Source organism: Streptomyces sp. NPDC048603, assembly GCF_043199475.1.
Classification (GTDB): Bacteria; Actinomycetota; Actinomycetes; order Streptomycetales; family Streptomycetaceae; genus Streptomyces.
Genome location: NZ_JBICVY010000011.1, coordinates 177,095 through 195,945, shown reverse-complemented (window position 1 = coordinate 195,945; position 18,851 = coordinate 177,095). Strand labels below are relative to the sequence as shown.

Here is an 18,851-nt window from a genome sequence, read left to right as displayed (position 1 = left end):
GATCAAGGTGACACGCCGAAGCGCTCGGCCAGCGCGGCGCGCTGGGCACGCACGAAGGCCGCGTCGACCACCGCCCCGTGCCCCGGCACGTACAGCGCGTCCTCGCCGCCCAGGGCGAGCAGCCGGTCCAGAGCCGCCGGCCACTGCCGCGGCACCGCGTCCGGGCCCGCCAGCGGCTCCCCGGACTCCTCGACCAGGTCCCCGCAGAAGACCACCTCGCGGCCGCCGCCCGGCACGAACACCGCCAGGTCGTGGCGCGAGTGCCCCGGCCCCACGTTCGCGAGGAGCACCTGCACCCCGCCCAGTTCCAGCGTCCACTCGCCCGACACCAGGTGCCGCGGTGCCTGCAGCAGCTCGGCCGACCCGGCCGCGTCCTCCTCCGGCAGCCCGTTCCGCACCGCGTCCCCGCGCAGCTCCTCCCGGCCCGCTGCGGTGCCCAGCAGTCCGTCCAGCCCGACCGCGCCGAAGACCTCGGCCCCCGCGAACGCCGCCGCCCCCAGCACATGATCGAAATGCCCGTGGGTGAATGCGATATGGGTCACCCGCCGACCCGTCAGCCGCTCCGCCTGCGCCCGCAGCTCCGCGCCCTCGCGCACGCTCGAACCCGGGTCCACCAGCAGCACCGCGTCGTCGCCCACCACCAGCCCCACCGTGCAGTCCCACACCGGGAGCCGCCGCCTCCCGGCGCGCCCGGTCAGCCGTTCCCAGCCCGCCTCTTCCCAACGCACGTCCATGGCGCGACGCTACCTTGACGGGCGGAGGGGACGAGGGCCCGACGGGCGAGCGTGACGAGCGCCGCGACGAGCTCCCTTGCCTCGGGCGTACCTGCCCGCCGTACACTGACCGGGGGGATCTCTGGCACTCGCACCGCGTGAGTGCCAATCACGGAACGCAAACGGACGCTCACAGCTGGAGGTGGCACGCAATGCTCAGCGAACGCAGACTCGAGGTGCTGCGCGCCATCGTCCAGGACTACGTCGGGACGGAGGAGCCGGTCGGCTCCAAGGCGCTCACCGAACGGCACAGGCTCGGCGTGTCGCCCGCCACGGTCCGCAACGACATGGCCGTGCTGGAGGAGGAGGGCTACATCGCGCAGCCCCACACCAGCGCCGGCCGCATCCCCACCGACAAGGGCTACCGCCTGTTCGTCGACAAGCTGGCCGGGGTCAAGCCGCTGTCGACTCCCGAGCGCCGCGCCATCCAGAACTTCCTCGACGGGGCCGTGGACCTCGACGACGTCGTCGGCCGCACGGTACGGCTGCTCGCGCAGCTGACCCGGCAGGTCGCCGTCGTCCAGTACCCCTCGCTGACCCGTTCCACCGTCCGGCACGTCGAGCTGCTCCTGCTCGCCCCGGCCCGCCTGATGCTCGTCCTGATCACCGACACCGGCCGGGTCGAGCAGCGCATGGTCGACTGCCCGGCGCCGTTCGGCGAGCAGTCGCTGGCGGACCTGCGGGCCCGGCTCAACGGCAAGGTCGTCGGCCGCCGCTTCGCCGACGTGCCGCAGCTGGTGCAGGACCTGCCGGAATCCTTCGAGGCCGAGGACCGCGTGACGGTCCAGACGGTCCTCGCCATCCTCCTCGAAACCCTGGTCGAGGAGACCGAGGAGCGGCTGATGATCGGCGGTACCGCCAATCTGACCCGCTTCGGACACGATTTTCCCCTGACCATCCGGCCGGTGCTGGAAGCACTCGAGGAGCAGGTCGTGCTCCTCAAGCTGCTCGGCGAGGTCAACGAGTCGGGGATGACCGTACGCATCGGCCACGAGAACGCCTACGAAGGACTCAACTCCACGTCCGTCGTCTCGGTCGGCTACGGTTCGGGCGGCGAAACAGTCGCCAAACTCGGCGTGGTCGGCCCGACCCGCATGGACTACCCCGGAACGATGGGAGCGGTACGCGCAGTGGCACGTTACGTCGGACAGATCCTGGCGGAGTCGTAAGTGGCCACGGACTACTACGCCGTACTCGGCGTGCGCCGCGATGCATCGCAGGACGAGATCAAGAAGGCGTTCCGCAAGCTCGCGCGCGAGCTCCACCCGGACGTGAACCCCGATCCCAAGACGCAGGAGCGTTTCAAGGAGATCAACGCCGCGTACGAGGTGCTGTCGGACCCGCAGAAGAAGCAGGTCTACGACCTCGGCGGCGACCCGCTGTCCGCCTCCGGCGGCGGTGGCGCGGGCGGTTTCGGAGCCGGTGGCTTCGGCAACTTCTCGGACATCATGGACGCCTTCTTCGGACAGGCGTCGCAGCGCGGCCCGCGCTCGCGCACCCGGCGCGGCCAGGACGCGATGATCCGCCTCGACCTGGAGCTGGACGAGGCCGCCTTCGGCACGACCAAGCCCATCCACGTCGACACGGCGATCGTCTGCACCACCTGCTCCGGTGAGGGTGCCGCGCCCGGCACCTCCGCGCAGACCTGTGACATGTGCCGCGGCCGCGGCGAGGTCTCCCAGGTGACGCGGTCCTTCCTCGGCCAGGTCATGACCTCCCGCCCGTGCCCGCAGTGCCAGGGCTTCGGCACCGTGGTCCCGACCCCCTGCCCGGAGTGCGCGGGCGACGGCCGGGTCCGGTCCCGCCGCGACCTGACGGTCAAGATCCCGGCCGGTGTGGAGAACGGGACCCGGATCCAGCTCGCCGGCGAGGGCGAGGTCGGCCCCGGCGGAGGACCCGCCGGCGACCTGTACGTGGAGATCCACGAGCTGCCGCACCCGGTGTTCCAGCGGCGCGGGGACGACCTGCACTGCACGGTGACGCTCCCGATGACCGCGGCCGCGCTCGGCACCAAGTGCCCGCTGGAGACGCTCGACGGCATGGAGGAGGTCGACATCCGGCCCGGCACCCAGTCCGGCCAGTCGATCCCGCTGCACGGCCGCGGCGTCACCCACCTGCGCGGCAACGGACGCGGCGACCTGATCGTCCACGTCGAGGTGCAGACCCCGGCCAAGCTGGACGCCCAGCAGGAGGACCTGCTGCGGCAGCTGGCCAAGCTGCGTGGCGAGGAGCGGCCGATGGGCCAGTTCGCGCCGGGCCAGCAGGGCCTGTTCAGCCGGCTCAAGGACGCCTTCAACGGCCGCTGAGCCGCGAGCCGCCGCCGCGGCGTTCCCCGCCGCGGCGCGGCGCCTGGCCGGTTGCGCAACCGGACTATGCCAGGCGAATGGAACGATTCGGTGAGGTGCGGGGGACATGGCACGATGCAGCTCATGTCCTCCGCACTGAACGGTCTCTTCCACCCGATCGTGCAGGCCCCCATGGCGGGCGGAGCGTCCTGCCCGCCGCTCGCCGCCGCCGTGTCCGAGGCCGGCGGGCTGGGCTTCCTGGCCGGCGGCTACAAGACCGCCGACGGCATGTACCAGGAGATCAAGCGGCTGCGCGGGCTCACCCGGCGGCCCTTCGGCGTCAACCTGTTCCTCCCGCAGTACGGGCACGCCGACCCGGCCGCGGTCGAGGTCTACCGGGGCCAGCTGGCCGGTGAGGCCGGCTGGTACGAGGTGTCGCTCGCCGCGGAGGACACCACCGGCACCACCGACGACGCCTACGACGCGAAACTGGCCATTCTGCTGGAGGACCCGGTCCCGGTCGTCTCCTTCACCTTCGGCTGCCCGCCGGCGGCCGCGTTCACGTGTCTGCGCGGCGTCGGTACGTTCACCATGGTCACGGTCACCTCGGTCGCCGAGGCCCGCGCCGCCCAGGACGCCGGCGCCGACGCCCTCTGCGTCCAGGGCATCGAGGCGGGCGGCCACCAGGGCACCCACCGCGACGACCCGAAGGCAGACGGTACCGGCACCGGCCTGCTCGCCCTGGTCGGCCAGGTACGGGAGGCGGTCGCGCTGCCCATGGTCGCGGCGGGCGGACTGATGCGCGGCTCGCAGATCGCCGGGGTGCTCGCGGCCGGCGCGGACGCGGCCCAGCTGGGCACGGCGTTCCTGGCCTGCCCCGAGTCGGGGGCCCATGCCCTGCACAAGAAGGCGCTGACCGACCCGCTGTTCACCCGTACGGAACTCACCCGGGCGTTCTCCGGACGTCCGGCCCGCGGCCTGGTGAACCGGTTCATGCGGGAGCACGGACCGTACGCGCCGGCCGCCTACCCCCAGGTCCACCACCTGACCGCGGGGCTGCGCAGGGCCGCGGCCGAGGCGGGCGACCCGCAGGGCATGGCACTGTGGGCGGGACAGGGACACCGGCAGGCCCGGTCGCTGCCGGCCGGTCAGCTGGTGGAGGTCCTGGCGGCCGAAGTGGCCGAGGCGCAGAGTGCGTTGCAGGCGGTGCGGAGAAGGAGTGCGTCATGACGGCCCCGGTGTTCGTGGTCGAAGAGGTCCCGGCGGGACCGCGGTTCGTGCTGGACGGCCCGGAGGGCCGGCACGCGGTCTCCGTGAAGCGGCTGGAGCCCGGGGAGGCGGTGGTCCTCACCGACGGCCGTGGCGGCTGGGCGGACTGCGTGGTCACCGCGGCCGAGGGCAAGGACCGGCTGCACGTCGACGTGACCGGGGTCTTCGCCGAAGCGGAGCCCCCGGTGCGGATCACGGTGGTCCAGGCGCTGCCCAAGGGGGACCGGGGCGAGCTCGCGGTCGAGACGATGACCGAGACCGGGGTGGACGCGGTCGTCCCCTGGCAGGCCGCCCGCTGCATCACCCAGTGGCGCGGCGACCGGGGCGCCAAGTCGCTCGGCAAATGGCGGGCCACCGCCCGGGAGGCGGGCAAGCAGTCCCGGCGGGTCCGGTTCCCGGAGGTGGCGGAGGCCCTGTCGACCAAGCAGGTGGCCGCGCTGCTGGCGGAGGCGGACCTGGGCGTCGTCCTGCACGAGGACCGGGAGCACCCCTCGGGGGCGCTCGCCACGGCGGAACTCCCCGCCTCCGGATCGATCGTCGTGGTGGTCGGCCCCGAGGGCGGTGTCTCCCCGGAGGAACTGGCCGCGTTCGCGGAGGCCGGCGCCCGCCCGTACCGGCTGGGCCGCTCGGTGCTGCGCACCTCGACGGCGGGCACCGCCGCGGTCGCGGTGCTGCTGGCCCGTACCGGCCGCTGGGCGTGATCCGGCCCGATACGATGCGAGGCGTGGTGATCACGCGGCCGGGCGCGCACGCGCGGCGGTGACCGGGGCAGGACCGGAACCCGCGATGCCGGACCCGGAACGGGACCCGGCAGAAGCACCAGCACCAGACCCAGCACCAGGACCAGGAACACGGGAGGCGACGGCCATGGCCGGGGAACCGCAGGCGGACTGCCTGTTCTGCAAGATCGTCACGGGTGAGGTGCCCGCGACGATCGTCCGCGAGACCGACACCACCGTCGCCTTCCGCGACATAAACCCCCAGGCGCCGACGCACGTGCTGGTGATCCCCAAGGTCCACTACCGCGACGCCGCGGACCTCGCCGCCGGCGACCCGCAGGCCATGGCGGACGTGCTGCGCGAGGCCGGAGAGGTCGCCGCGCAGGAGAAGGTCGACGAGCACGGCTACCGGATCGTCTTCAACACCGGCGCCGGCGCCGGCCAGACGGTCTGGCACACCCACGCCCACGTGCTGGGCGGCCGCGGCTTCAACTGGCCGCCCGGATAGGAACGGACCGGGCGGTGCGCGGCGCGGGCCGCGCACCGAGAAGGACCGGCCGCAGCAGAGGACCGGCCGCAGTAGAAGACCGGCCGCAGCAACGGACCGGCGCAGTAAAAGAATGGCCGCAGTACCGGAACCGGCGTAGGAATCAGGCATGTCCGCACGTGAATTCGTCGTCCTCGGCACCGCCAGCCAGGTGCCCACGCGTCACCGCAACCACAACGGCTACCTGCTGCGCTGGGACGGCGAGGGCATCCTCTTCGACCCCGGCGAGGGCACCCAGCGTCAGATGCTCCGGGCCGGCGTGGCCGCGCACGACATCAACCGGATCTGCGTCACGCACTTCCACGGCGACCACAGCCTCGGCCTCGCCGGGGTGATCCAGCGGATCAACCTCGACCGGGTCCCGCACCCGGTCGCGGCGCACTACCCGGCCTCCGGCCAGAAGTTCTTCGACCGGCTGCGGTACGCCACCGCGTACCGCGAGACCGTCCTGCTGGACGAGGAACCGGTGACCGGGGACGGCGTCCTCGCGACCGGGCCCTCCTACGTGCTGGAGGCCCGCAGACTGTCCCACCCGGTGGAGTCCTTCGGCTACCGGCTCACCGAGCCCGACGGCCGGCGGATGCTGCCCGAACTGCTCGCCCGGCACGGGATCACGGGCCCGGACGTCGGCCGCATCCAGCGCGAGGGCGAGCTGAACGGCGTCACCCTGGAGCAGGTCAGCGAGCACCGGCGCGGCCAGAGCTTCGCCTTCGTGATGGACACCCGGGTGTGCCCCGGCGCCGCCGAGCTCGCCCGGGACTGCGACGTGCTGGTGATCGAGTCCACCTTCCTGGACGAGGACGAGCACCTGGCCGTCGAGCACGGCCACCTGACGGCCGGCCAGGCCGCCCGGATCGCCGTCGACGCAGGCGTCCGGCACCTGGTGCTCACCCATTTCTCGCAGCGCTACGGTGACCCCTCCGAATTCGAGCGCCAGGCCCGCCGGGCCGGCTTCGAAGCGGACCTCACCGTCGCCGCCGACCTCATGCACGTCCCCTTCCCCAAACGGGGCTGACAGGCCGCGGTCCCTGCCGGCCGGCGGGCAGGCCGGACCGCGCTTCCGACGCGTCAGGGGCGGGCGGGGCGGGCATGTCCCGAGTGACGTGGGACACACTGGGTTTGCACAGCCGCCGGGCGGGCATGGCTGACAGCTTTCCACCGAGAAGGGGGAGCCGAAGTGACGGGTCGGACGAGCAGGAACGGTTCACACGCAGTCCCGCGCGCGGCCTCGCTGGACCCACTCGGTGCGCTGCGCACGCCACAGGACCCGGACTGCGACGTCTTCCTCACCGGCACCGTCTTCCTCGACATCATCTTCACCGGCCTGGACTCCGCCCCGGTGATCGGTACGGAGTCCTGGGCGCGCGGCATGGGATCCAGCCCCGGCGGCGTGGCCAACATGGCCACCGCCCTGGCCCGCCTCGGTCTGCGCACCTCGCTGGCAGCCGCGTTCGGCGACGACCACTACGGCGAGTACTGCCGGGACGCCCTCGAACAGGGCGAGGGCATCGACCTGTCGATGTCCCGGACCGTCCCCGGCTGGCACAGCCCCGTCACCGTCTCCATGGCCTACGAGGGCGAGCGCACGATGGTCTCCCACGGGCACGAGGCCCCTCCGCCGGACGGCCCCGGCGCCGTCCCCGACGGCCCGCCCCGTGCCCGCGCCGCGGTGGCCTCGCTGGTCCCCGGCCGCCGCGAGGGGTGGATCGCCGAGGCCGCCCGCGGCGGGGCCCGGGTCTTCGCCGATGTCGGCTGGGACGAGAGCGGCGTCTGGGACCTGGACGCCCTGGTGGACCTGGAGCACTGCGAGGCGTTCCTGCCGAACGCCGGGGAGGCCATGCGCTACACCCGGACCGGCTGTCCGCGCGCGGCCGCCCGGGCGCTGGCCGAGCGGGTGCCGATCGCCGTGGTCACGCTGGGCGCGGAGGGCTCGTACGCGGTGGACGGCCGTACCGGGGAGACGGCGGAGATGCCGGGCATCACCGTCGACGCCCTCGACCCGACGGGCGCCGGGGACGTGTACGTGGCCGGCTTCGTCACCGGGACCCTGGCCGGCTGGCCGCTCGCCGACCGGCTGGCCTTCGCCGGCCTGACCGCCGCCCTCTCGGTGCAGGAGTTCGGCGGCTCGCTGTCCGCCCCGGGCTGGGAGGAGGTCGCCCACTGGTGGCGGTCCTCGCCGGAGCACCCCGCCCGGTACGCCTTCCTCGAGGACCTGCTCGGCGAGGAGCTGCCCGGGCGGGCCGACGGCGTACCCGCGGTCCCGGCAGGGGCTTCGGTGCGCCGGCGGGCGGTGCCCACGATCGGCTTCCGGCACTCGGCGTAGCGGGGCGGGCACGCGGCCGGGACCGGGGCGGGCCGGGCGGGGGCCGGGCGGGGGGCCCGGGAAAACCTCTCGGGCAACGCCCGGGCGCGTCGTACCCTTGGTACTCCAGAGGTCGTCGACTGGCGAGACCCCGCAACGGGAGGTATGTGCAGGCCACAGGGCCGGCCCATGACGCAGACACCCACAGACCGGACCCCGCTCCTGCCGGGGCAGGCACGCGCCGAATTCAGCGTTCCGGCCAAGCACCCGATGGTCACGGTGCTCGGCTCGGGAGACTCGCTCCTGCGCGTGATCGAGAACGCCTTTCCGCAGGCGGACATCCACGTCCGGGGAAACGAGATCAGCGCGGTCGGCGACGCCAAGGACGTCGCTCTGATCCAGCGCGTGTTCGACCAGATGATGCTGGTGCTCCGCACCGGGCAGCCGATGACGGAGGACGCAGTGGAACGGTCGATCGCGATGCTCCAGGCCGGCGAGAACGGCGGCGGCCCGCAGGAGACGCCCGCAGAGGTGCTCACCCAGAACATCCTCTCCAACCGCGGCCGCACCATCCGCCCCAAGACCCTCAACCAGAAGCGGTACGTCGACGCGATCGACAAGCACACGATCGTCTTCGGCATCGGCCCCGCCGGTACCGGCAAGACCTACCTCGCCATGGCCAAGGCGGTCCAGGCCCTGCAGTCCAAGCAGATCAGCCGGATCATCCTGACCCGGCCCGCCGTCGAGGCGGGCGAGCGGCTCGGCTTCCTGCCCGGCACGCTCTACGAGAAGATCGACCCGTACCTGCGCCCGCTGTACGACGCGCTGCACGACATGCTCGACCCGGATTCCATTCCGCGTCTCATGGCGGCGGGCACCATCGAGGTCGCCCCGCTCGCCTACATGCGGGGCAGGACGCTCAACGACGCGTTCATCATCCTCGACGAGGCGCAGAACACGAACCCCGAGCAGATGAAGATGTTCCTCACCCGGCTCGGCTTCGACTCCAAGATCGTCGTCACGGGTGACATCACCCAGGTCGACCTTCCCGGAGGCACCAAGTCCGGCCTCCGCCAGGTCCGGGACATCCTGGAGGGCGTACCGGACGTGCACTTCTCGCTGCTCACCTCCCAGGATGTCGTCCGGCACAAGCTCGTCGGCCGTATCGTCGACGCGTACGAGCAGTACGACATCCGAAACGGGAAGTAGCCGAACAGCACATGTCGATCGACGTCAACAACGAGTCCGGAACCGAGGTCGACGAGCAGGCGATCCTCGACATCGCCCGCTACGCGCTCACCCGGATGCGGATCCACCCGCTCTCCGAGCTCTCCGTGATCGTCATTGACGCGGACGCGATGGAGCAGCTCCACATCCAGTGGATGGACCTGCCCGGACCGACGGACGTCATGTCCTTCCCGATGGACGAGCTCCGGCCGCCGGCCAAGGACGACGAGGAGCCCCCGCAGGGGCTCCTCGGCGACATCGTGCTCTGCCCCGAGGTCGCCAAGAAGCAGGGCGAGGACGCCCCGACGCGGCACTCCATGGACGAGGAGCTCCAGCTGCTCACCGTCCACGGGGTGCTGCACCTGCTGGGCTACGACCACGAGGAGCCCGACGAGAAGGCCGAGATGTTCGGCCTCCAGGCGGCCATCGTGGACGGCTGGCGGGCCGAGCACGGCCTGACCGGCCCCTCGCCGGCTCCGACCGTCTCGTGACTCCCGGCCAGCTGATCACGGGGGCGGTCCTGCTGGTCATGGTCGCCTGGCTGGCGGCCTGCGCCGAGGCGGGCATCGCCCGCGTCTCCAGCTTCCGCGCCGAACAGGCCGTACGGGAGGGCCGGCGCGGCAGCGCCAAGCTGGCACAGGTCGCCGCCGACCCCACCCGGTACGTCAACGTGGCGCTGCTGGTCCGGGTCACCTGCGAGATGGCGGCCGGTGTGCTCGTCACCTACGTCTGCCTGGACCACTTCGGCGAGAACTGGACGGCGCTGCTCGTCGCGATCGCAGTGATGGTGCTGGTGTCGTACGTGGCGGTGGGCGTCTCGCCCCGGACCATCGGCCGCCAGCACCCGCTGAACACCGCGACCGCGGCCGCCTACGTCCTGGTCCCGCTGGCCCGAATCATGGGGCCGGTCCCGCAGCTGCTGATCCTCCTCGGCAACGCGCTCACCCCCGGCAAGGGCTTCCGGAAGGGACCCTTCGCTTCGGAGGCCGAGCTGCGCGCGATGGTGGACCTGGCGGAGAAGGAGTCGCTGATCGAGGACGAGGAGCGCCGCATGGTGCACCAGGTCTTCGAACTCGGCGACACCCTGGTCCGCGAGGTGATGGTGCCGCGCACCGACCTGGTCGTCATCGAGCGCTTCAAGACGATCCGGCAGGCGACCACCCTCGCCCTGCGGTCGGGCTTCTCGCGGATCCCGGTCACCGGCGAGAACGAGGACGACATCGTCGGGATCGTGTACCTGAAGGACCTCGTCCGGAAGACCCACATCAACCGGGACGCCGAGTCCGACCCGGTGTCCACGGCGATGCGCCCGGCGACGTTCGTGCCCGACACCAAGAACGCCGGTGACCTGCTGCGGGAGATGCAGCAGATCCGCAACCACGTCGCCGTCGTCATCGACGAGTACGGCGGCACCGCGGGCATCGTCACCATCGAGGACATCCTCGAGGAGATCGTCGGGGAGATCACCGACGAGTACGACCGCGAGCTCCCGCCCGTGGAGGAGCTGGGCGGGGACCGCTACCGGGTGACGGCGCGGCTGGACATCACCGACCTCGGCGAGCTCTTCGGCATCGAGGCCTTCGACGACGAGGACGTGGAGACCGTCGGCGGCCTGCTGGCGAAGGCACTGGGCCGGGTGCCTATCGCCGGTGCGACGGCGCTGGTGGAGCTGCCCGACGGCCGCTCCCTGCGGCTGACCGCGGAGTCCCCGGCGGGCCGCCGGAACAAGATCGTCACGGTGCTGACGGAGCCGGTCCCGGCGCCGGCCGACGAGGAGGAGACGGCGGGATGACACCGGCGGAGCTGCGCGCCTTCTGCCTCGGACTCAACGCGGCGGCGGAGGAGTTCCCCTTCAACCCCGAGACCTCGGTCTTCAAGGTCCTCGGCAAGATGTTCGCGCTGTCCCAGCTGGATGGGGAGCCGCTGAAGGTCAGCCTGAAGTGCGATCCGGAGGAGGCGGTCCGGCTGCGCGCCGAGCACGAGGCCGTCGCACCCGGCTGGCACCTCAACAAGCGGCACTGGAACACGGTGACCGTGGACGGCAGCCTGCCGGACCGGATGGTCCGCGAGCTGATCGAGGACTCCTACGACCTGGTGGTCGCCGGCCTGCCGCGCGCGGAACGGCTGCGGCTGGACCGGCCGTAGGGCGCCGGGCGGAAAGCCTCGGCGGGGACGTTTCGCCACCCCGCCGGGGCGCCTATGCTGTCGCGACCCCGCACGCCACGCGACATCCCCGGAGTACCCGTGTCCGTCCGTACCGCCCGTGTGGCGACAGCCGCCCTGATGACGTCGATACTCCTCACCTCGTGCGACGGCGGCGGCTCCGGGAACGCCTCGGCGGCGCCGCTGACCCCCGCGAAGGCGGTCCTCGCCGAGGCGGACCTGCCCGAAGGCTGGAGCCCGAGCACTTCACCGGTGCAGAGCGCCTCCGACTCGGCCGACAGGCCGGACTGCCAGGTGCTGGTGGACCTGGTGGACGCGGGCCGGCCCGCGCGGGCCGAGCGGGGTTTTGCGGGAGCGAGGATGGAGAACGCCGGCGGGACGTCCTACGAGACGACCGTGTTCGAACTCGGCGAGGCGGACGCGGCCGGGTTCCTGAAGGACGTCGAGAGCGCCGTGGGCGCCTGCGCCGCGTTCTCCGTCACCGGGGAGGCAGACGGCGGCGCGGAACCGGCGTTGCCGGTGCACGCCCGCCCGCTCACGGCGGCCTCTGCGGGTGACGGCAGCTACGGATTCTCCGCGGAGACCGTCCTCGACGACATCTCGATGTACACGCACGTGGTGCTCGTCCGCCGGGGCGGTCTGATCGCCACGTCCCGCAGGGAGTCCGTCGACGTACCGCCGGACGCGAAGGAATTCCGGCAGTTCACCGGCCTGGTCGCGGAGAAGCTGACGGGGCGGGTCGAGCAGTCGCAGTGAACGGCGGAGCCGGACTCCCCCCGACGGAGTCTGGGGGAGGTCGTTGCGCGGCCCCGCCGCGGCGCTCCTTATGCTTTCGACCATGACCGACACCACAGCGCTCGACCCCGAGGACAGCAAGATCATCACGCTGGCGCGCAGCGCCCGCGCCCGCAACGGGGTGCCCGAGGGCGCGGCGGTCCGGGACGAGACGGGCCGCACCTACGTGGCGGGCACCGTGGACCTCGACTCGCTCAAGCTCAGCGCCCTCCAGACGGCCGTCGCCATGGCCGTGGCCAGTGGTGCGCAGTCGCTGGAGGCCGCGGCCGTGGTCAGCGCCGCCGACGCCCCCGCGGACGCCGACCGCGCCGCCGTCCGCGACCTGGGCGGCCCGGACACCCCGGTCCTCCTCGCCGCCCCCGACGGCACCCTGAAGTCCACGACGAAGGCGGGCTGACCGCCCCGGCGTGACCGACCGTCCCGGCCCGCCCGGTGTGGGCAGGCGTCCCACCCGGTGTGGGCAGGCGTCCCGCAGGGCGATGGGGGTGCCCCCTGCTCGAGCGAAGCCGAGAGCTTGGGGGTGGGGGTCCCCCCGGACGGAGTCTGGGGGAGGTGGGCACACCGGGACACCCCGCCCGGCATCCGCACCCCGCCCCGCCGGAGCCCGCTCACCGCGCCGACCCACCCGTGATCCCCGGTCGGGCCGGAGCCCCGCTCCCACGCGGGCCGGAGCCCTGCCCGGACACGGGCCGGGGCCCGCTCCCGGCGTGGCCGGAGCCAAGAGCTACATCGCCGAGCCCGGCGCAGCCGCAGGCCGGCGCCGGATGACCATCGCCATCAGCGCAGCCATCGCGCACAGCGCGCCCGACGCGTACCAGACCACGTCGTACGAGCCGAACACGTCCCGGGCCACCCCGCCCAGGAAGGCCACCAGGGCCGCGCCCACCTGGTGCGAGGCCAGTACCCAGCCGAACACGATCGCGCTGTCCTCCCCGTACTGCTCGCGGCACAGCGCGATCGTCGGCGGCACGGTGGCCACCCAGTCCAGGCCGTAGAAGACGATGAAGAAGACCATCGGCGGGTGCACGGCCGGCGCCAGCAGCATCGGCAGGAAGAGCAGCGAGATCCCGCGCAGCGCGTAGTACACCGCCAGCAGACGGCGCGCGTCGAACCGGTCGGTGAACCAGCCGGAGGCCACCGTGCCGACCACGTCGAAGACCCCGATCACCGCGAGCAGCCCGGCGGCCGCCGTCACCGGCATCCCGTGGTCGTGGGCGGCGGGCACGAAGTGGGTCTTGACCAGGCCGTTCGTGGAGGCCCCGCAGATCGCGAAGGTGCCCGCCAGCAACCAGAACGGTCCGGTCCGGGCCGCCTTGAGGAGCACCGTCACCGCCCGCCGCGCCGCCCCCGGCACCGGATCGGGCCTCGCCGCGTACTCCCCGCCGTACGGTGCCAGCCCCAGGTCCGCCGGGTGGTCGCGCAGCAGCAGCCAGACGAAGGGCACCACGGCGAGCGCGGTCAGCGCCACCGTCACCGCGGCGGGCCGCCAGCCGTGCTCGGTCACCAGCCAGGACAGCAGCGGCAGGAACACCAGCTGGCCGGAGGCGCCGGCCGCGGTCAGGATGCCGGTGACCAGTCCGCGCCGGGCGGTGAACCAGCGGTTGGTGACGGTCGCCGCGAACGCCAGCGCCATCGAGCCGCTGCCCAGCCCCACGAGCACGCCCCAGAACAGCACCAGCTGCCAGGCCGCCGTCATCCACACCGTGGCCAGCGAACCGGCCGCGATCACGATCAGCGCGCAGGCCACCACCCGGCGGATGCCGAAGCGGTCCATCAGGGCGGCGGCGAACGGCGCGGTCAGCCCGTACAGCGCCAGATTCACCGAGATGGCGAAGCCGATGGTGCCCCGCGACCAGTCGAATTCCGTGTGCAGCGGCTCGATCAGCAGACCGGGGAGCGAGGCGAAACCCGCCGCGCCGATGATCGTCACGAAGGCCACGGCGGCGACGGACCAGGCACGGTGCCATCTGCCTGCCGGCGCGGAGGGGGGAGCGGATGTCGGGGCTGTCTGAGTCACGTGCCCCAGCTTCGGGGCGGCCGACTCACCGCTCCAGTGGCCTGAATGCCAGCGTTCGGTACGATCGGGCCATGCCGAAAACGACCGGCGCTGCCGCGCCGAGGCCCGGAAGAAGGGCTGACGCCCCGGCGCAGGAGTCGGCCGGCCCCGCGTCGGCGGAGTCGGGCCACACCGGCAATCCGACGCCCGCCGGGCAGGTCGGTATGCGGCTCGGCCCCGCCGGGCAGCCGCAACCGCACCGGGTGGTGGTCTTCGCGCTGGCCGGACTGCTGCCCTTCGAGCTGGGGATCCCGCACCGGATCTTCGGGCGGGCCAAGGACGCCGCCGGTCGGCCCCTCTACGAGATCCTCACCTGCGGACTGGCTCCGGGCCCGGTGCAGACCGACGCCGACTTCGCCGTCGCCGTCGAGCACGGCCCGGAGCTGCTGGCCACCGCCGACACCGTGGTGGTGCCCGCCTCGTACGAGCTCGGGCCGGTCCACAGCGAGGGCCGGCTCACCCCCGAACTGGCCGCCGCGCTGGCGCACGTCCGCCCCGGCACCCGGCTCGTGTCCATCTGCACGGGCGGCTACGTCCTGGCCGCCGCCGGCTTCCTCGACGGCCGCCGCGCCACCACCCACTGGGCCTCGGCCGAGCACTTCCAGCGGCTCTTCCCCGGGGTCCGGGTGGACCCCGGCGTGCTCTACACCGACGACGGCGACGTACTCACCTCCGCCGGGGTGGCCGCCGGCATCGACCTCTGCCTGCACATCGTGCGCCGGGACCACGGCGCCGCCGTCGCCAACGAGGTGGCCCGGCGGACCGTCGTACCGCCCCACCGGGACGGCGGCCAGGCGCAGTTCATCGAGCGGCCGGTGCCCCGGCCGGAGGTGGCCGGCACCACCGCGGCCCGCGCCTGGGCCCTGGACCGGCTGCACGAACCGCTGCGGCTGGTGGACATGGCCCGCCAGGAGTCGATGTCCGTACGGACCTTCACCCGCCGGTTCCGCGAGGAGGCCGGGGTCAGTCCCGGGCAGTGGATCGTTCATCAGCGCGTCGACCGGGCCCGGCACCTGCTGGAGACGACCGGGCTGTCGATGGACCAGGTGGCCCGGGAGACCGGCTTCGGCACCGCCCAGTCGCTCCGCAAGCACCTGCAGGCGGTGCTCGGGGTGAGCCCGACCGCCTACCGGCGCACCTTCCGCGCCGCGGCGGCCCCCAACATCCCATCAGCTGATGGGCCATCAGTTGATGGGGGAGCCGCGCATTGACTTCTGCGGCCGCCCGCCCGTGAATGGCGCCCACAGGCGCACGGGCGGGACCGGGGGGTGGGGCAATGCGCAGACGGACCTGGGCGGGAGCGGCCACGGGGATGGCCGTCCTCGCCGCCGCGAGCGGGGCCATGGGTGCGGCCGCGGCCGACGGCCCCGCCGGACCGCCGCCCGGCCAGGTCGCGTTCCCCACCCAGTGCCTGCCTCCGCAGGAGGCCGGACAGCCGCCCGCCGACGGCCCCACCACCGCCGTGGTCGCCGTGGACAACCCCGCGCCGCGGGTCGGCGACACCGTCACCGTCACCTACCGGGTCACCCGCACCCCGGCCGTGAACCCGCTGCCCACCGGCCTGCCCGCCGACGTGCTCACCCCCGCCGGAACGCTCGACCTGGGCGGCGCGCAGACCGGCCGGGTCACGGTCACCGGCATCCGGCGCAACGACCCGGTCCAGCCCGGCGGGACACTCGGCACCTTCCTGATGACCGGCACCTTCACCGTCACCGTGCCCGGCGAGACCACCCTCACACCGGCCGGCTACTCCCTCGGCGACACCACCTGCACCCCCGCCGGCCCCGTCCCCGTCCCCGCCCGCCTGACCGCGGCCCCGGCACCCACCGCCAACCTGCGGTACGTCGCCCTCGACGCGCCCCGCGGCGGACCGGGCGACCGGGTGAAGGCGACCGCGGGCGGCTTCACCCCCGGCGCCGCCGTCACCGTCGCCGGCCGGGCCGGCACCGCACGGACCGCCGACCGGGCCACCGCCACCGCCGACGACCGCGGCTTCCTCGCCGTCGAGCTGGCGGTGAAGGACAAGGCGACCACCGCCGTGGTCGCGTACGAGGGCCCCGCCTGGACGGCGGCCAAGGGCTCGGGGCCGGCCGCCTACTCCGTCCTCGAACCCGTTCCGGTGCCGTCGGCGAACCGGCGGATCACCGCCACCGTCGAACCGGGCGCCCTGTCGATGACCCAGTCGGGCGAGGACATCGCGCTGGGTGCCGTCCCGTACGGCGAGGGCGGCGGCGCGGCCGGGAAGATCGGCACCGTCACCGTCAAGGACGCCCGCGGCGGCCCGGCTGGCTGGTCCCTGGTCGGCAAGGTCACCGACTTCTCCGGACCCGGCGGGCACCGCATCCCCGGCGCCTCCCTCAGCTGGACCCCGTCCTGCGCCACCGCTCCCGGCAGCACCGTCAGCTGTGCCCCGGGCAGCCCCGGCACGGTCGGACCGGACGGGGCCGTCCTCGCCTCCGCCCCCGACGCCGAGGCGGTCGGCGGCACCTTCACGGTGGACGCCGGGGTCACCCTCCAGGTGCCGCCGTACGCGGCGCCCGGCGCGTACACGGCCACCCTGACCCTGACCCTGTCGTGACCCGGCGGCCGACCGGGCGGCCGAGCCCGTGGCCGAGGCGGCAGCCGAGCCGGTGGCCGGCCCGGCGGTCGGCCCGAGGGCGTCCGCCGCGGCGGACGCGCCGGGCGGCAGCCGTCCACAGGGCCGCCCGGGCAGGGCTCGCGGTGCTGGCAGCGCTGGCCGCCCTGCTCCTCGGCCCCGCCGGTCGGGCACTCGCCGCGGACAACGGCCAGTGGGCCGTACTGCCCGCCGCCGGCCGGGCCGGACTGCGCTCCTACTTCTACCTCGCGACCGCCCCCGGCGGGACCGTCACCGACACCGTCACCCTCACCAACCGGACCGACCGGCCGCTGACCCTCCACCTCTACGCCGCCGACGCCCACAACACCGCGCGCGACGGGGGCTTCGCCGTACGCGGCCCGGAGGAGCCGCGCCGGGCCACCGGGGCCTGGACCCGGCTCGGCCGGGACCGGGTCACACTGCCGCCCCGCAGCACCCTCGACGTCCCCTTCACCGTGGAGGTCCCCGACCGGGCCGAACCCGGCGACCACCCCGGTGCGGTCGTGGCCCGGGAGGAGACCGCGCGCGGCACGGCGCAGGGCATCGGCGTGCTGCAGGCCGTCGCCGCCCGCGTGTACCTCCGGGTCACCGGGCCCACCGCACCCGCCCTGGCCGTGGAGGACCTCGCCGTACGGGACCGGGCCGGCCGGGCGGAGATCACGTACACCCTCCACAACCTCGGCAACGTCACCCTCCGCCCGCGGATCACGGTCACCGCCAGCGGCCTCCTGGGCCGGCCGCTGCTGCGACGCCCGGCCGGCGGCCCGTCCACCGAACTGCTGCCCGGGCAGCGGGTCCGGATGAGCGAACCGTGGACCGGCCCGCCGGCCCTGGACCGGACCGAGGTGACGGTCCGGGCCGAAGCCGCAGGCACGGAGGGGACGGCGACCGCCGCCCACGCCGTCCACCCCCACCTGGTGTCCGGCCTCGCCGGGCTGCTCCTGCTGCTCGCTCTCGGGCCCGCGCTCGGCCCTGCTCTCGGCCCGGGCACCGGCCTGGCGGGCCGGGTGGCCGCCGTCTGGTCGGCGCGGGCGGCGGCATCGGGGAGAATGGCCCGTATGAGCGATCGTTCCCCCGAGCCCACCGCCCCGCACCGTGCGGGTTTCGCCTGCTTCGTCGGCCGCCCCAACGCGGGCAAGTCGACCCTGACCAACGCACTGGTGGGCACGAAGGTAGCGATCACCTCCAACCGGCCGCAGACCACCCGGCACACCGTCCGCGGCATCGTGCACCGCCCCGACGCCCAGCTCGTCCTCGTCGACACGCCCGGCCTGCACAAGCCGCGCACGCTGCTGGGCGAGCGGCTCAACGACGTCGTGCGGACCACCTGGGCCGAGGTCGACGTCATCGGCTTCTGCCTGCCCGCCGACCAGAAGCTCGGCCCGGGCGACAAGTTCATCGCGAAGGAGCTCGCGGGGATCAAGAAGACCCCCAAGATCGCCATCGTGACCAAGACCGACCTGGTCGACTCCAAGGCGCTGGCCGAACAGCTGATCGCCATCCAGAAGCTGGGCGCCGAGCTCGGCATCGAGTGGGCCGAGATCGTGCCCGTCTCGGCCGTCGGCGACAAGCAGGTGCAGCTGCTCGCGGACCTGATCGCCCCCATGCTGCCGGAGAGCCCGCCGCTCTACCCGGAGGGCGACCTCACCGACGAGCCCGAGATGGTGATGGTCGCGGAGCTGATCCGGGAGGCCGCGCTGGAGGGCGTACGGGACGAGCTGCCGCACTCCATCGCGGTGGTGGTCGAGGAGATGCTGCCGCGCGAGAACCGGCCGAAGGACCGCCCGCTGCTGGACATCCACGCGAACGTCTACATCGAGCGGCCCAGCCAGAAGGGCATCATCATCGGCCCCAAGGGCTCGCGCCTGAAGGAGGTCGGCATGAAGTCGCGCAAGCACATCGAGGCGCTGCTCGGCACGCCGGTCTTCCTGGACCTCCACGTGAAGGTCGCCAAGGACTGGCAGCGCGACCCCAAGCAGCTGCGCAAGCTCGGCTTCTGACCTCCGCCGGGCCCTGCTGACCTCTGCCGGGCCCTGCTGACCTCAGCCGGGCCCCGCTGACTCCAGCTGGGCCCGGCTGATCTTCCCCGGGCCCGGCC

18 protein-coding genes and 1 pseudogene are annotated in these 18,851 nt (G+C 73.5%); 17 read left to right on the top strand and 2 right to left on the bottom strand.

The genetic code is table 11. The annotated features are described in order from the left end of the window. Positions 1 to 2 precede the first annotated feature (2 nt). Positions 3 to 734: an MBL fold metallo-hydrolase gene (locus ACGFQ9_RS27430; RefSeq protein WP_393577381.1), complete on the bottom strand. Its 732-nt coding sequence runs from the start codon at positions 732 to 734 to the stop codon at positions 3 to 5. A 191-nt stretch (positions 735 to 925) separates the two neighbouring features. Here ACGFQ9_RS27430 and hrcA point away from each other — a divergent pair, with 191 nt between their 5' ends. The 13 genes from hrcA (at position 926) to ACGFQ9_RS27365 (ending at position 12,477) form a co-directional block, all read left to right on the top strand. After that, entirely contained in the window at positions 926 to 1,942 is a 1,017-nt protein-coding gene (gene hrcA / locus ACGFQ9_RS27425; RefSeq protein WP_393577380.1) for a heat-inducible transcriptional repressor HrcA, read from the top strand. Beyond that, positions 1,943 to 3,079, top strand: coding sequence for a molecular chaperone DnaJ (gene dnaJ, locus ACGFQ9_RS27420; RefSeq protein ID WP_393577378.1), 1,137 nt, complete (start codon positions 1,943 to 1,945; stop codon positions 3,077 to 3,079). A gap of 123 nt (positions 3,080 to 3,202) precedes the next feature. Next, positions 3,203 to 4,288 carry a nitronate monooxygenase gene (locus ACGFQ9_RS27415; protein ID WP_393577376.1) on the top strand — a complete coding sequence of 362 codons (1,086 nt, stop codon included), beginning with the start codon at positions 3,203 to 3,205 and terminating at the stop codon, positions 4,286 to 4,288. Then, the gene (locus ACGFQ9_RS27410) at positions 4,285 to 5,028 is read left to right on the top strand and encodes a 16S rRNA (uracil(1498)-N(3))-methyltransferase (protein WP_393577375.1); all 744 of its coding nucleotides are present in this window, start codon (positions 4,285 to 4,287) and stop codon (positions 5,026 to 5,028) included. The genes ACGFQ9_RS27415 and ACGFQ9_RS27410 overlap by 4 nt, the downstream gene beginning before the upstream one ends. A gap of 166 nt (positions 5,029 to 5,194) precedes the next feature. Then, the gene (locus ACGFQ9_RS27405) at positions 5,195 to 5,554 is read left to right on the top strand and encodes a histidine triad nucleotide-binding protein (protein ID WP_393577373.1); all 360 of its coding nucleotides are present in this window, start codon (positions 5,195 to 5,197) and stop codon (positions 5,552 to 5,554) included. Between the two features lie 148 nt (positions 5,555 to 5,702). Further along, positions 5,703 to 6,608 carry a ribonuclease Z gene (locus ACGFQ9_RS27400; RefSeq protein WP_393577371.1) on the top strand — a complete coding sequence of 302 codons (906 nt, stop codon included), beginning with the start codon at positions 5,703 to 5,705 and terminating at the stop codon, positions 6,606 to 6,608. Positions 6,609 to 6,770: 162 nt separating this feature from the next. Next, complete coding sequence (locus ACGFQ9_RS27395; RefSeq protein ID WP_393577370.1) at positions 6,771 to 7,916, top strand: PfkB family carbohydrate kinase; 1,146 nt, start codon at positions 6,771 to 6,773, stop codon at positions 7,914 to 7,916. 168 nt (positions 7,917 to 8,084) lie between these two features. Next, positions 8,085 to 9,104: a PhoH family protein gene (locus ACGFQ9_RS27390; RefSeq protein WP_393577369.1), complete on the top strand. Its 1,020-nt coding sequence runs from the start codon at positions 8,085 to 8,087 to the stop codon at positions 9,102 to 9,104. Positions 9,105 to 9,115: 11 nt separating this feature from the next. Further along, positions 9,116 to 9,613, top strand: coding sequence for an rRNA maturation RNase YbeY (gene ybeY / locus ACGFQ9_RS27385; RefSeq protein WP_393577368.1), 498 nt, complete (start codon positions 9,116 to 9,118; stop codon positions 9,611 to 9,613). Next, positions 9,610 to 10,914, top strand: coding sequence for a hemolysin family protein (locus tag ACGFQ9_RS27380; RefSeq protein WP_393577366.1), 1,305 nt, complete (start codon positions 9,610 to 9,612; stop codon positions 10,912 to 10,914). The genes ybeY and ACGFQ9_RS27380 overlap by 4 nt, the downstream gene beginning before the upstream one ends. Then, positions 10,911 to 11,267 (top strand): MmcQ/YjbR family DNA-binding protein, encoded by a 357-nt coding sequence (locus ACGFQ9_RS27375; protein WP_393577364.1) that lies wholly within the window; start codon positions 10,911 to 10,913, stop codon positions 11,265 to 11,267. Before ACGFQ9_RS27380 ends, ACGFQ9_RS27375 begins: the two co-directional genes overlap by 4 nt. Before the next feature lie 138 nt (positions 11,268 to 11,405). Further along, complete coding sequence (locus ACGFQ9_RS27370; RefSeq protein WP_393577362.1) at positions 11,406 to 12,041, top strand: hypothetical protein; 636 nt, start codon at positions 11,406 to 11,408, stop codon at positions 12,039 to 12,041. A gap of 82 nt (positions 12,042 to 12,123) precedes the next feature. Further along, complete coding sequence (locus tag ACGFQ9_RS27365) at positions 12,124 to 12,477, top strand: cytidine deaminase (protein WP_393577361.1); 354 nt, start codon at positions 12,124 to 12,126, stop codon at positions 12,475 to 12,477. A gap of 327 nt (positions 12,478 to 12,804) precedes the next feature. Here ACGFQ9_RS27365 and ACGFQ9_RS27360 read toward each other — a convergent pair whose 3' ends face one another. Next, on the bottom strand, positions 12,805 to 14,097 hold the full coding sequence (locus tag ACGFQ9_RS27360; RefSeq protein ID WP_393577359.1) for an MFS transporter: 1,293 nt from the start codon (positions 14,095 to 14,097) through the stop codon (positions 12,805 to 12,807). Between the two features lie 203 nt (positions 14,098 to 14,300). Here ACGFQ9_RS27360 and ACGFQ9_RS27355 point away from each other — a divergent pair, with 203 nt between their 5' ends. The 4 genes and pseudogenes from ACGFQ9_RS27355 (at position 14,301) to era (ending at position 18,753) form a co-directional block, all read left to right on the top strand. Continuing rightward, on the top strand, positions 14,301 to 15,347 hold the full coding sequence (locus ACGFQ9_RS27355) for a GlxA family transcriptional regulator (protein WP_393577568.1): 1,047 nt from the start codon (positions 14,301 to 14,303) through the stop codon (positions 15,345 to 15,347). A gap of 65 nt (positions 15,348 to 15,412) precedes the next feature. Continuing rightward, positions 15,413 to 16,714: a beta-xylosidase gene (locus ACGFQ9_RS27350; RefSeq protein ID WP_393577357.1), complete on the top strand. Its 1,302-nt coding sequence runs from the start codon at positions 15,413 to 15,415 to the stop codon at positions 16,712 to 16,714. After that, a pseudogene (locus tag ACGFQ9_RS27345) lies at positions 16,711 to 17,247 on the top strand (WxL protein peptidoglycan domain-containing protein); the annotation flags it as partial. The gene ACGFQ9_RS27350 and the pseudogene ACGFQ9_RS27345, both read left to right, overlap by 4 nt. 555 nt (positions 17,248 to 17,802) lie before the next feature. Beyond that, positions 17,803 to 18,753 (top strand): GTPase Era, encoded by a 951-nt coding sequence (era, locus tag ACGFQ9_RS27340; RefSeq protein WP_393577566.1) that lies wholly within the window; start codon positions 17,803 to 17,805, stop codon positions 18,751 to 18,753. The last annotated feature ends 98 nt before the right edge of the window (positions 18,754 to 18,851 follow it).

Coding starts and splice junctions, on each gene's coding strand:
- ACGFQ9_RS27430 (WP_393577381.1), bottom strand. CDS start 734: ATGGACGTGCGTTGGGAAGAGGCGGGCTGGGAACGGCTGACCGGGCGC.
- hrcA (WP_393577380.1), top strand. CDS start 926: ATGCTCAGCGAACGCAGACTCGAGGTGCTGCGCGCCATCGTCCAGGAC.
- ACGFQ9_RS27415 (WP_393577376.1), top strand. CDS start 3,203: ATGTCCTCCGCACTGAACGGTCTCTTCCACCCGATCGTGCAGGCCCCC.
- ACGFQ9_RS27410 (WP_393577375.1), top strand. CDS start 4,285: ATGACGGCCCCGGTGTTCGTGGTCGAAGAGGTCCCGGCGGGACCGCGG.
- ACGFQ9_RS27405 (WP_393577373.1), top strand. CDS start 5,195: ATGGCCGGGGAACCGCAGGCGGACTGCCTGTTCTGCAAGATCGTCACG.
- ACGFQ9_RS27400 (WP_393577371.1), top strand. CDS start 5,703: ATGTCCGCACGTGAATTCGTCGTCCTCGGCACCGCCAGCCAGGTGCCC.
- ACGFQ9_RS27390 (WP_393577369.1), top strand. CDS start 8,085: ATGACGCAGACACCCACAGACCGGACCCCGCTCCTGCCGGGGCAGGCA.
- ybeY (WP_393577368.1), top strand. CDS start 9,116: ATGTCGATCGACGTCAACAACGAGTCCGGAACCGAGGTCGACGAGCAG.
- ACGFQ9_RS27375 (WP_393577364.1), top strand. CDS start 10,911: ATGACACCGGCGGAGCTGCGCGCCTTCTGCCTCGGACTCAACGCGGCG.
- ACGFQ9_RS27370 (WP_393577362.1), top strand. CDS start 11,406: ATGACGTCGATACTCCTCACCTCGTGCGACGGCGGCGGCTCCGGGAAC.
- ACGFQ9_RS27365 (WP_393577361.1), top strand. CDS start 12,124: ATGACCGACACCACAGCGCTCGACCCCGAGGACAGCAAGATCATCACG.
- ACGFQ9_RS27355 (WP_393577568.1), top strand. CDS start 14,301: ATGCGGCTCGGCCCCGCCGGGCAGCCGCAACCGCACCGGGTGGTGGTC.
- ACGFQ9_RS27350 (WP_393577357.1), top strand. CDS start 15,413: ATGCGCAGACGGACCTGGGCGGGAGCGGCCACGGGGATGGCCGTCCTC.
- era (WP_393577566.1), top strand. CDS start 17,803: ATGGCCCGTATGAGCGATCGTTCCCCCGAGCCCACCGCCCCGCACCGT.